Source organism: Arsukibacterium sp. (genome assembly GCF_036735525.1).
In the GTDB taxonomy this organism is placed as follows: domain Bacteria; phylum Pseudomonadota; class Gammaproteobacteria; order Enterobacterales; family Alteromonadaceae; genus Alishewanella.
Genome location: NZ_DAINOE010000085.1, coordinates 1 through 13,154, shown reverse-complemented (window position 1 = coordinate 13,154; position 13,154 = coordinate 1). Strand labels below are relative to the sequence as shown.

6 protein-coding genes are annotated in these 13,154 nt (G+C 53.4%); 4 read left to right on the top strand and 2 right to left on the bottom strand.

Going from position 1 to position 13,154, the window contains the following annotated elements:
• Nucleotides 1–31 precede the first annotated feature (31 nt).
• On the bottom strand, nt 32–1,465 hold the full coding sequence (gene sbcB, locus V7D78_RS13990; RefSeq protein ID WP_333609074.1) for an exodeoxyribonuclease I: 1,434 nt from the start codon (nt 1,463–1,465) through the stop codon (nt 32–34).
• Nucleotides 1,466–1,530: 65 nt separating this feature from the next.
• Nucleotides 1,531–3,021, bottom strand: a complete 1,491-nt coding sequence (locus tag V7D78_RS13985; protein WP_333609073.1) for a protein adenylyltransferase SelO — start codon at nt 3,019–3,021, stop codon at nt 1,531–1,533.
• Between the two features lie 260 nt (nt 3,022–3,281).
• Here V7D78_RS13985 and recC point away from each other — a divergent pair, with 260 nt between their 5' ends.
• The 4 genes from recC to V7D78_RS13965 form a co-directional block, all read left to right on the top strand.
• On the top strand, nt 3,282–6,734 hold the full coding sequence (recC, locus tag V7D78_RS13980) for an exodeoxyribonuclease V subunit gamma (RefSeq protein WP_333609072.1): 3,453 nt from the start codon (nt 3,282–3,284) through the stop codon (nt 6,732–6,734).
• On the top strand, nt 6,731–10,651 hold the full coding sequence (gene recB, locus V7D78_RS13975) for an exodeoxyribonuclease V subunit beta (RefSeq protein WP_333609071.1): 3,921 nt from the start codon (nt 6,731–6,733) through the stop codon (nt 10,649–10,651). Before recC ends, recB begins: the two co-directional genes overlap by 4 nt.
• The gene (recD, locus tag V7D78_RS13970; RefSeq protein ID WP_333609070.1) at nt 10,651–12,783 is read left to right on the top strand and encodes an exodeoxyribonuclease V subunit alpha; all 2,133 of its coding nucleotides are present in this window, start codon (nt 10,651–10,653) and stop codon (nt 12,781–12,783) included. The genes recB and recD overlap by 1 nt, the downstream gene beginning before the upstream one ends.
• Before the next feature lie 65 nt (nt 12,784–12,848).
• On the top strand, nt 12,849–13,154 hold a 306-nt coding region (locus tag V7D78_RS13965; RefSeq protein ID WP_333609069.1), incomplete at its 3' end, for a hypothetical protein.

Genomic DNA, 13,154 nt, shown 5'->3' with positions numbered 1-13,154 from the left:
CAATCAATAAATCTTGAGCAAGACAGTAGGGTTATAAACTCTGCACATACAAATACAACGCCTTTAAAATCTTCATCTTTTGCTCATCACTGGCATGTTCATGAGCCAGATTCTCCAGTGCCAGGCTGAACTCTTCCATGGTTAAATTAGGGTTATCCAGGCCATGCATCAGTTTATCGGTACGATAGCGTTGCCATTTTTGCAACTCGCTGTCATTCAGGCTGTGCGGGTAGTGACGGGCGCGATATAAAAATAACAGGTTATTAAGCCGCTCTTCAGAAAATACCGGCGCATTGACTGCCAACTGCTCAGCGCTTAACTGATGTAATTGCTGCATTTTATGTTTGTCAGCATCACTGATAAAGCCACTGTATAACTGATAATCCGGGTTGGTTTCAGCGCCATACTCAGCGGGTAGCTGGTATAGCTCAATCACTTTTTGCTGCACTGAGCGATGTTGTTTAAACCACTCCAGATGCGCCAGGCAGCGGGAGCGGTCGATGCCCAGCTCAGTGGCACGTTCTACCGTTAAGGTTTTCGCGTTGGCCAGCACCGGACATTTATTCAGATGGATCAGTTTCAGGCCAAGCCGTTCTTCACCTTCGGCTAAATCACTGCTGCGGGTATAGAGTTTGCTGCTCAGGGTCTGGATATCATCGTTCAGTAAGGGCGTCGGATCAGCCTGCAGGTTATAACAAATCACCGCATTTTTATTGGTGGGGTGAAAGGCCAGTGGCACTATCCAGCTGACACAGCCAGCGCTTGCCGGAAATTTTGACGATACATGCACCAGTGGCGTTAAGCCAGCCACGTCGATAAGCTCACTGACGTTGGCTTTTTTACGCAATTCAAATAAATAACTGAACAGTTTAGGCTGCTTTTCTTTAATTAACTTTGCGATGGCGATAGTGGCATAGACATCAGACAAGGCATCATGCGCCTGTTCATGCGCTAAATCGTTTGCCTTGGTCAGCAGTTCTAATTTAAAACTGGGGCTGCCATCTTCGCGCAGAGGCCAGTTAATGCCTTGCGGGCGCAGTGCATAGCAGGCGCGTACCACATCTATTAAGTCCCAACGGCTATTGCCTTGCTGCCATTCCCGGCCATAAGGCTCGTAAAAATTACGGTATAAACTGTAACGCGTTACCTCATCATCAAAGCGTAAACTGTTATAGCCCAGCACACAGCTATGCGGCTGTGAAAACCGCTCAAGGATGCGCTGCATAAACTCGGTTTCGGGGAGGCCTTTTTTGTTGCACAGCTGCGGCGTTAAGCCGGTAATCAAGGCCGCTTGCGGATGTGGCAAATAATCATTGGCCAGCTGGCAATACCAGACATCTGGCTTGCTAATAATGTTTAAGTCGAGATCGGTACGAATACCAGCAAACTGCGCCGGGCGGTCGCGCTTGGGATCGGCGCCCCAGGTTTCAAAGTCATAAAAATATAAGCTTGCAGAGTCTGTCATAAAGCGGCTACCGTTTGCTGTTAAAGGGTTATAGCAGTTAATAGATCAATTATAGGGTAAAGGCCTTAGGTGCCACAAAAAGTCCGTGTTACCGCTTGCGCTGCTGTGGCGGGTTGTTGAAAGGCCCGATTCTCCCCGGTATCTACAAAAGGCTGTTGCCATACCCGGTGTAACTGCTGAAATAAGCTTAAATCACCATGTTCCATTGCCATATCAATAGCCTGTTGCACCAAATGATTGCGCGGAATGACACAAGGATTAACCGAGTGTATCTGCGTTATCAGCTGCGCCTGCCCCAAGCCTTGCTGTGCCAGGCGTTGCTGCCATAGCAACAACCAGCTCTGCCAGGCGCTGCTGTGCTGAAATGACTCAGCCAGTGCATCGGTATCTGGCTGGCTTAACAGGTAAAAACTGCGGGTAAAATCGGCCTGATGCTGTTGCAGCAAAGCCAGCCAGCCGTCAATTAAAGGCTTATCTTCAGCATTGGCTTGCGTTATGCCCAATTTAGCGGCCATCCGGTTTAACCATTGTCGCTCATAAGCACTCTGAAACTGCTGCAGGGCTTCACTGGCCAGCGCTATCGCCCGGCTTTGTTCATCATCTATCAGCGGCAACAATGCTTCGGCCAAACGCGTCAGGTTCCACAGTGCCATGGCCGGTTGATTGCCATAGGCATAGCGGCCGCGCCGATCGATAGCGCTGAATACGGTGTTGGGATCATAGGCCTCCATAAAGGCGCAGGGGCCGTAATCTATGGTTTCGCCGCTAATGCTGCAATTGTCGGTATTCATTACACCATGAATAAACCCCAGACTCATCCAGTGCGCCACCAACTGTGCTTGTTTGTCGATAACCGCCGCTAGCAGCGCCAGATAAGGGGCGGCTTGTTGCTGGCAATGCGGGTAATGCCGCTTGATAGCATAATCGGCATAGCGTTGTAGTATGCCTGCCTGCTTAGGATCGGTGGCTTGTTGCAACGCTATGTATTGAAAACTGCCAATACGCAGATGGCTGCTGCCCACCCGGGTTAAAATAGCGCCGGGTTGAGCAGAATCGCGGTATACCCAGTCGCCGGTTAGTACTGCTGCCAGCGCGCGGGTACTGGGCACGCCTAACGCATGCATGGCTTCGCTCAGTAAATATTCGCGCATCACCGGGCCTAAGGCCGCACGGCCATCACCACCGCGGGAAAAGGGCGTTGGGCCACTGCCTTTTAGCTGTATATCTCGTACTTGCTGTTGCTGATCCTGTACTTCAGCCAGCAAAATGGCTCGGCCATCGCCCAAACGTGGTACAAAGTTAGCAAACTGGTGGCCGGCATAGGCTTGCGCCAGCGGTTGTGTCCAATCCGGCAGTTGATTGCCGGCAAACAGTTGCAAGCCCAGCTCAGTGCCATGATAGTCTGCCGGCAGTCCCAATTGCTCGGCCAGGTCCTGGTTAAATGCCAGCCATTGCGGCGCCGATACCGGCGTAGGTTGACAAAATTCATAGCAACAATCCGGTAAACTGGCGAAGCTGTGTTGAACTAAAAATGCTGGGTTAGCTGGAGCGGACATGGCAAACACCGTAAAACTGACAGGCTAAGCAGTGTAAACGTCAGCACGGTGGCTGACCAGTGTTATAGCCGCTTTGCCGCCAATAATACTGGTAACGCATAACCAAAATGGTAACGCGATACCATTTGGCCGATTAAAACAGCAAACAGCTGTCAGCCGGTCGATTAAGCATTGCAGTCTGTAAGTAGCTGGTTTATAAACAGCTACTAGAGCTTAGAACTCGTGTTCGCATTGATATTGGCACAGCACAGGGACAGAATATGACAGAGCAGGCCTGGCCGAGCGGTTTTATGGTGATTCAGAGTAACCGTCTCGAAAGCCTGCGCGATCTGATGCTCAGCTGGTGTCAACGTTATCCGTTAGCGGTACTGGAAACCGAGACTTTTCTGGTACAAAGTAATGGTATTGCGCAGTGGTTAAAGCTAGCCTTAGCCGCACCCAGCAGTGAGGGTGGCCTGGGTATAGCCGCTGGCGTAAAAACAGAATTACCCGGACGTTTTTTGTGGCAGGCTTATCGGGCCGTATTACCAAACTTAGCGGCAGATTCCCCTTACAATAAGGCGGCCTTAGGCTGGCGTTTGTATAAACTACTACAACAACTGCCTTCGTTGCCCGAGCTGAGCCCCTTGCATGGCTTTTTAGCCAAAGACCCTGAGGATCCTCGCCGCTGTTATCAGCTGGCCTTGCAATTGGCCGACTTATTTGACCAATATCAGGTGTATCGCGCTGATTGGCTCAGTGCCTGGCAGCAAGGCGATAACAGCATAGATGGTAAAGCGCTGGGCGAGCATCAATTATGGCAACCCTGGCTTTGGCGAACCCTGCAACAGCAGATTAGCGCACAACAACCGGGGGCATTAAGTCGCGCTGAGATCCACCAGCAGTTTATCGCTGCCTGTCAGCAACTGACCGCGCGCCCGGCGGCCTTACCTAAAAGAGTGGTGGTGTTTGGTATTTCGTCCTTGCCACGGCAAACTCTGGATGCGCTGCATGCTATTTCGCCGTTTTGTCAGGTACTGCTATTTGTCAGTAATCCCTGTCAGCATTATTGGGGCGACTTGATTGATGGCCGGGATTTACTGCGTCAGGAATACCGCCGTAACAGAAGAGACGGCTCGCACCCGCTGGCGCAATTAACGGCAGATGAGCTCCATCTGGCCGGTAACCCGCTGTTGGCGGCGCTGGGTAAGCAGGGCCGTGATTATTTGCACCTGTTAGATGAGCTGGACGATACCGGAAGCTATCAGCAGTATTTTGCCGGGCGCATCGATTTATTTGCCGCGCCGGGTGACGCCAGCCTGCTAAAACAAGTACAGCAAGACATCCTGGATTTACGCTCCGCGGAAGAACGCGCAGCCCTTGGCAGCCAGATAGCAGCAGCAGATCACAGCCTGCAATTTTTGCGCTGTCACAGCCCACTTCGCGAACTGGAAGTGTTGCATGATCAACTGCTGCAGGAATTTAGCCAGGCAAGGCAGCAGGGCACAGCATTATCGGCCCGTGATATTTTAGTGATGGTGCCGGATATTAACCAATACGCGCCCTATATAGCAGCAACCTTTGGTCGCTTTCGGCCAGAGGATCCGCGCTATCTGCCATTTTTTATCGCCGATCAGGGGCTGCGTCATCGCAATAGCTTACTGGTGGCCTTTGAGTCTTTACTGAATTTGCCGGATAACCGTTTTACCGTCAGTAGCATGCTGGATTTACTCGACACGCCCGCCCTTGGCCAGCGGTTTGGTCTGGATGACGAGGCAATAGCCCGCTTAAAACCCTGGATTGAAGGGGCCAATATCCGCTGGGGTTTGCATGGCAAACAGCGCGCCAGCTTTGGTTTAGCGGCAGAGCTGGAGCAAAACAGCTGGTGGTTTGGCTTAAAACGCATGTTGCTGGGCTATGTGGTGGGTGATGGCGAGGCCTGGCAGCAGATTGAACCCTATGATGAAGTGGCCGGTTTAGATGCGGCCTTAGTTGGCCCGCTGGCTGAGCTGTTAACGGCGCTGGATGCTTTTTGGCAAGCGCTGCAACAAAGGCACAGTGCTGATGAGTGGCAGCAATTACTGCAAGCGATGCTCAACCAGTTTTTTCTGGCACAAAGTGTCGCAGATCAGCAGGCCCTGGCGCGCATTCAAGAGCAGCTGAGTTATTTACAGCAAAGTCTGAGCGACCATGATTTAAGCGGCCAGCCGCTGGCTTTAGCCATAGTGCGCGATGCCTTGTTAAACGAGTTGGATCAGCCCAGCTTACAACAGCGCTTTTTAGCCGGCGCGGTAAACTTTGCTACTTTAATGCCAATGCGCGCTATACCCTTTGCGCAGATCTGGCTATTGGGCATGAACGATGGTGACTATCCAAGGCCGGTGAAACGCAACGATTTTGATTTAATGCAGGCGGGATACCGGCCGGGCGATAGATCGCGGCGGGGTGGTGATCATTATTTATTTTTAGAAGCCTTACTGGCCGCGCGCGACAAGCTGGTGCTGAGCTGGGTGGGTTTTAGCATTCGCGACAACAGCGAAAAACCACCCTCAGTGCTGCTGGGGCAGCTGCTAGACTATCTGCAGGCGGCCTATCCTGAGCAACAGATCCTGGAAAAACTCACCGTTTCACATCCGTTACAGCCCTTTAGTATTCGCTACTTTACTCCCGGTCGTGATCCCAGGTTAATCAGCTTTGCCGATGATTGGCGCGCGGCGCTACAAAGCATTGCCATAGCGCCAACAGTTGAGCAGGTGCCGCGCTTTACCCTGGAGCCAACCCATATCCGGCTTAGCGATCTGGTCAGTTTCATGCGTCATCCGGCTAAACTGTTCTATCAAAAACGCCTGGGGATATATCCGGCCACGGAGCTGAGCAGCGAGCGTGATGATGAACTCTTTGCCTCTGCCGGTCTTGACGGCTGGCAGCTGGATCAGGCGTTAATCGCCAGGCTGGAGCAGGGGCTTGCGCTATCGTCAGCAGACGCCTTACCAAGCCTGGACCCTGAGCAGTTATTACAACAGGAAACCTCAAGGCTAGCCCGTGCCGGCGCCTTGCCGATGGGCGGTTTTGGCCATTTAGTGTTGCAGCAAAAAAATCAGCAGTTAGCGACTTTAGTACAAGAGTGGCAACAGCTGCGTCTGGCCTCAACGACAGTTAACCATACCATCAACTGGCAGCAGATATTGGATGATACGGCTACTGTAGTGTTTGCAGATAGCCTCAGTGACATCCGGCAGCATCAGGATGGCCGCCTGCTAAGGCTTCTGGTGCAGCCCAGCCGCTTGTTTGACAGCAAAAAACAGTTAAAAAGCTACCATCTGTGCCGCTTTTGGCCGGCGCATTTAATGGCGCAACAAGCAGGACCGGTGCACAGCTTACTGATAGGCCCGGATGCCATTTTTAGTTTACCGCCGCTGCATAAAGCTGATGCAGCAGCTCAATTTAGCGCCTTGTTGCAGTGCTACGTAAAAGCCTTACAGGGGCCATTACCGCTGGCCTGTAAAACGGCACTGGCTTTTGTTGTTGGTGATGAGAACGGCGCAGCCCAATGTTATGAGGGCAGTGATTTTCAGGGCGATTATGCCATTACTGCGGAAGTCAGAGATTACCCCATATTACAGCGTTACTGGCCCGATTATGCTGCCCTTAGCGCAGATCCCGACTTTAGCGTCTTAAGTCAGGCAATGTATTTGCCGATGCTGCAGCATCTGGGCTTAGGAGCGCAAGCATGAAAGAGTTAGATTTACTGAGCTTTCCGCTTTATGGCAGCCGGTTAATTGAAGCCAGCGCCGGTACCGGTAAAACCTTTTCGCTGGCTTTGTTGTATGTGCGCCTAGTGTTGGGGCACGGCTCTGAGCAATGCCGCTTTTCGCGGCCACTGACCCCACGCGATATCCTGGTGTTAACGTTTACCGAGGCGGCCACGGAAGAGCTGCGCAGCCGGGTGCGTCAGCGGCTGGTGGAAGCCGCCCGCTTATTCCGGCAAAGCCCGGCGCTGCTTAAACAACAGCAAAGCCAGGATCCGTTACAGCAATTAGTGATAAGTTACCCCGACAGCGCCTGGCCGGGCTGTGCCCTGCGCTTAAAGCGCGCGGCAGAAGCGATGGATGAGGCGATGATCGCCACTATCCATGGCTGGTGTAATAAAATGCTGTCAGAGCATGCCTTTGACAGCAGAGGCTTGTTTCAACGCGAACTGATTACCGATCAAACCGCACTGCTCGATAGCATTGTTAAAGATTACTGGCGCCGTCACTTTTACCCCTTATCTGCCCAAGCCGCGGAAGTAGTGCAGCAGTGTTACCAAAACCCCGACCGCTTACGCAAAGCCTTACTGCCATTGTTAACTCAGGCGCAGCCGCAGTTACTCTTTGCCGGTAAGCCTTTTAGTGTGACGGCCTTTAGTCAGTTGCAGGCGTTAATAGACGAGGCCATTGCCGAAAACCAGCAACGCCAGGCGCAGCAAGCCGAATTTGCACAACTGGAGAAAAAGGTACAGGCACTGTGGCTCGCGCACTGGCCAACGCTTGAGCAGCAGTTAATTGCGTTACAGCCGCGCTTTAATGCCACAAAACATTTTTCTAATAGCGATGAGAAGTTTCAGAAAATGCTGCACGAGTTGCAGCAGTGGAGCCGGGCAGAGGCGCCCTTTGAAAAAAAGATGGCGAACTTTGCCAGCGGCCATTTTGTCTGGAAAAAAGGCCAGGCGCCGGATCCCGAGCCGACTCATCCGGCTTTTATGGCAATGGCTGAGCTGGCGGCATTACTGTTACAACATGCCGAGCTTGATCATCCAGCACCGGCCGCCGATGACGCTGAGGCCAAAGCGGGGGTTAAACCGGCACTGTTAAGCCATGCGCTTAACTGGTGCCGGCATGAGCTGCAACAGCGGTTAAATCAGCAGGCGCAACTGGGCTTTAATGATTTACTGACTGAGCTGTATCAGGCGCTGGACCCGGCGCTGTCGGGCGAGCATGCGCAGCAACTGGCCAATAGCATCCGTAGCGATTACCCGGTGGCACTGATCGATGAGTTTCAGGATACCGATCCGGTGCAATACGGCATTTTTGATCGTATTTACCAGATAGCCAGCAATGATCCGCAAAGCGCCGTGGTACTGATTGGCGATCCTAAGCAGGCCATTTACAGTTTTCGTGGCGCTGACATTTATACCTATTTGCAGGCACGCCAGCATACCGCCGGGCGGCATTATAGTTTAAGCCGCAATTTCCGCTCTACCCAGGCGGTGATCAGCGCTTGTAATAGCTTGTTTCAATTAGCTGAAGCACAGCCAAGGGCGGCGTTTCGCTTTAAATCAGCCCAAAGCACTGAAAACCCGCTGCCCTTTGTGGCCGTCAGCGCCAGTGGCCGCAGTGAACAGCTGCTGTTAGACGCTAAGCCGCTGCCGGCCGTGCATATAGAGCATTTAAGCGGCGAGGACAGCTGGCGTATCACTGATTATCGCCAGCACAGTGCCCGCTTAGCCGCGGCGCGGATTGCTCTGTTACTGAATGCCGCTGTTGCCGGGCGTTGCCAATTGCAACACAGCGACAGCAGCCGGCCCTTAGTGGCTGAAGATATTGCCGTGCTGGTGCGCAGTCAGCATGAAGCGCAATTAATAAAAACCGAGCTGGCGGCGCTTAGCGTGCCGGCGGTGTATTTATCGGATCGCGGCTCGGTGTTTGCGACAACCGAAGCGGCCGATGTGTTGTTATGGCTGCAAGCCTGTGCCAACCCCATGGATCTGGGGTTAGTAAAAGCAGCGCTGGCAGCGCCCAGTTTACAGCTGAGTTTGCAGCAACTAATGCAGTGGCAGCAGGATGAACTGGCACTGGATGCGCAGGTGCAATGTTTTATCGGTTTGCAGCAATGTTGGCGCAAGCAGGGCGTGTTGGCGATGCTGCGTCAGTTACTGGATCAGTACCAATTACCGGCGCGCTTACTGCAAATGCCGCAAGGGGAGCGGCAGCTGACCAACCTGCTGCATCTGGCCGACTGGCTGCAACAGCAGGCGATGCAACTCGAAGGAGAGCAGGCACTCATTCGCCAACTGGCCGAGCATATTGACGAGCCTGGCGAAGAGCAGGTTATCCGCCTGGAGAGTGACGCTGCGCTGGTGAAAATCATCACCATTCATAAATCCAAAGGCCTGGAATATCCGCTGGTGTTTTTACCCTTTGTGGTGGGTTTTAAAAGCGTAGATGGCAGAATTAAACAGGTGCCTTATCGGATAGCGGCTAATGGCAACAGTAGCACTGGCACCGAAATTGCGGGTAGAGACACCTTTGCAGCGGCCTGGCAGCAGGCCGATGATCAGCGGTTAAGCGAAGATATGCGCCTGTTATATGTGGCACTGACCCGTGCCCGCCATGGTATCTGGCTGGGCACCGCTGCCGTGGCGGTGCAAGGCAAAAAAGTGCAAAATCATCAGGGCGCTTTTGGGTATTTGCTAAATGGTGATACGCCTTACAACAGCCCGGATGAGCTGGAACAACAATTAGTGCAGTTAACGACATCTCAGCCAGCGAGCATTTTTAGCCTTAACCTTTGCGCAGATCCGGCGCTGCAGCTGGCGGCGCAAGCTCAGCCGTACCAGGCAGCGGCAACATTGCCGGAACTGGATGCGGCCGCCAAGCCAGATCTGGCGCCATATCAGCGCTGGTGGATTGCCAGTTACTCGGCCATTCGTTTTAGTGCTGCTGTGCCTGGATCTGTGCCTGTGTCTGACGAGAGCGAAACTGCATCAGCTGTTGAGCCAGAAGATGCCAAGGCGGCACTGCAAGCCGAGCTGTATGCCGAGCAAGGCCAGCCTGAAAGTCCGGCTATCGACGCGGCCAGTGATTTTGTCATGCACCAGCTGCCCAAAGGGGCTGCTACCGGTACCTTTATTCATTTGCTGTTAGAGTGGGCCGGCGCCCATCGCTATCTGGATCAGCATGGTCAGCACTGGTCAGGTTTTGCTGCCGCCGTTAATGATACACAAGGCCGCGCGGCCTTAATTGCAGCACGTTGTCAGGTGCTTGCACTTAGCGAGCATGCCGCCGCCTTGTCTGACTGGCTGTCGACTTTTTTAATGCAGCAGTTGCCGCTTGGCAGCGCTTCTTTACCGCTTGGCAGTACTTCTTTGCAGCTTGCGGCACTGACCCCGGCAAAGATCGCAATAGAAATGGAGTTTTTACTGCACAGCCAGCAGGTGAGTACCAGGGCGCTGGATACACTGATCCAGCAATATGTGTTGCCCGGTGAACCGCGCCCGGCGGCAGAGCCAGAGCAGCTGCACGGTATGCTTAAGGGCTTTATTGATTTAGTGTTTGAACATCAGGGCCGTTACTATGTACTGGATTGGAAAACCAATAGCCTGGGCGCTGACGATGCCGCCTACAGCCAGTCAGCGATGCAACAGGCGATGCTGAGTCATCGCTATGATATGCAGTTTGTGCTGTACCTGCTGGCGCTGCACCGTTTATTAAAAAGCCGTCTTGCCGATTACGATTATGACAGGCATATGGGCGGCGCCTGCTATTGGTTTGTGCGCGGCTGTCGCGAGCCGCAGCAGCAAGGGCTGTGGCAATACCGGCCAGAGCGGGCATTAATAGAACAGCTGGATGCACTTTTTAGTGGTCAGGCCATCACGGCAGGAGCGCTCTGATGTCAATACCACAGCAAGCTAATCAACAGCTATCTAGTCAACAACAGCTCAGTCAACAGCTACTTAAGCAGGCGCAAAGCTGGTGTGATGCTGGTGTGCTGCGACCTTTGGATAAGATGCTGGCGCAGTTTTTTTTAACAGAGCAGCCCGGGTTAAGCCCGCTGGAGTTATTGGCCATTATGCTGTGCAGTGAAGCCAATGGCCGCGGCCATGTTTGTCTGGATCTGGCCAGTTTGCAGCAGGATCACGCGGCCATGCTGCAAGCGGGTGCGCGCAGTGAACCACAGCGTGAGGCGCTGGCGCAATTAGCGCAGTATCTGAGTGCTTATACATTGCCCCAGTGGTTGCAGGCCTTACAAGGCAGCCGTCTGGTCGCTGATCTGTTGGCGGCGCCTGCTAAAGCGCCAAGCAGCAATGCGCCCTTTGTACTGGCGGGCACTTTGCAGCAGCCACTGTTGTATATGCGCCGCTACTGGCAGTATGAACAAGTCATTGCCAATGACATCGCCAGTCGCATAACACCGCTTACGCTTTATCCGTTAGCAACCATAGCGGCTTTTTTACAGGGGTTATTTCCGCTGGCGCAGCGTGCCACGCCTTTTGACTGGCAAATGGCCGCCTGTGCGCTGGCGCTAAGAAGCCGTTTTGCCATTATTACCGGTGGCCCGGGTACCGGCAAAACCACCACAGTAATCAAACTGTTAGCCTTATTACAGGGTTTACGCCTGGCCAGTGACCAAGCGCCGCTGAATATATTATTGGCGGCGCCCACCGGTAAAGCCGCTGCCAGGCTTAATGAATCTATTGCCCAAAGCTTGCAGCAGTTGGATGTCAGCCAGTTGCCCTTAGCGCAGCCAGAGCAGTTAAAAGCCTTGCTGCCCAGTCAGGTGCAAACGGTACATCGTTTATTAGGGGCCCGGGCCAACAGCCGGCATTTTAAACATCAACAACACCAGCCGTTAACGGCCGATGTGGTGGTGATAGATGAAGCCTCTATGGTGGATGTGGAGCTGATGACGGCGTTAATTAATGCCTTGCCCAGCCATTGCCACTTGTATTTGCTGGGCGATAAAGATCAGTTAGCCTCGGTGGAAGCCGGCTCAGTGCTGGGGGACTTATGCCGCTTTGCCCAGGCCGGCCACTATCGGCCAGCAACAGCCGCCTATTTACAGCAACTCTGTGCTGCCGCTGTGCCCGAGCCCTATATCGCCTCAGCACAGGCCGCAGACTTAGCGCAGGTTACCGCTATGCTCAGGGTCAGCTACCGTTTTAAAGCGGGCGGCGCTATTCATCAGCTGGCCAGCCTGGTCAACAGTGGCGGCGATAAGCTGAGCGGCCGCGCCCTTATTGCCCAGATTAACGCCATTGCTCAGGGCGACGTTACTGGCGGCAATCATAGCCAGGTGCAACTGTTGCAACAGACAATGCTTACAGCAAAAAGTCACACCCCTTCAGCGGCAGGCCAGCTGCCGGCGTTTAATGAGCCCTTAACTGCGCTGCTGCTTGACGGCTATCGCCAGTATTTAACGGCAGTGGCCGATTTTACGGTGAATAACGGCCAACTGAGTGCCAGCGAGCTTAATCAGGCGGCCGCGCACATTTTAAGTTTGCAGCGGCAGTTTCAGTTACTGGCGGCAATCAAAGAGGGCGATTGGGGCGTGCAGGGGCTTAATCTGCGGATTGAGCGTTTATTAACCCGGCATGGCTTGCTGAAGCCCCAGGGCCAGCTGTGGTATGCCGGGCGGCCGGTGCTGATGACCCGCAACGATTACCATCTAAAGCTGATGAATGGCGACATGGGCGTGTGCCTGGCGTTGCAACAACAAGCTAAGGTGATATTAAGGGTGGCGTTTGCTGATGGTGAAGGCGGTATTCGTTGGGTGTTGCCCAGCCGCTTGCATGGTGCAGAAACGGTATTTGCGATGACAGTACATAAGTCACAGGGCTCGGAGTTTTTGCATACCGCCTTGTTACTGCCCCCCAGCAGCAGCCCGGTGTTAACCCGGGAGCTGCTGTACACTGGTATTACCCGGGCAAAAAGCCGTTTTACGCTGATTTATGATAACGATGCGGTGCTCAGCAGTTGTATCCGGCAAAGCGTACAGCGCGCCAGCGGGTTATTGCTGCTGTAGCGTGATATATACCCTATGTTTAACGTTAAAAAGAGTATCTGACAATGATAGCTGTGGTGAAATGGTTGAAAAATAGCTGGCTGACGGCGCTGGCGCTTTGCTTAATCTTTAGTGTGAGCAGTGGCCATGCCCTTGAGAACAGTACAGCGGGCAATGACAGGGGCGATAAAGCTGCTGAGGTGAGTGCCCAACAGAACAGTGCCAGGGTAGAGGCACAGACGGTGTTGTTTTTAGGCCCCTTGCCGGCGCTGGCCTCTGAGGCCCTGGCCTTGGGTGGCAAAGAAAAAGAGCAGCGCCAGCAATTACTGCGCTTACTGGAAAAACAACCGGTGCCGGTGGCCGGGCGCAAGGTATCCCTCTTTGGTCAGGAG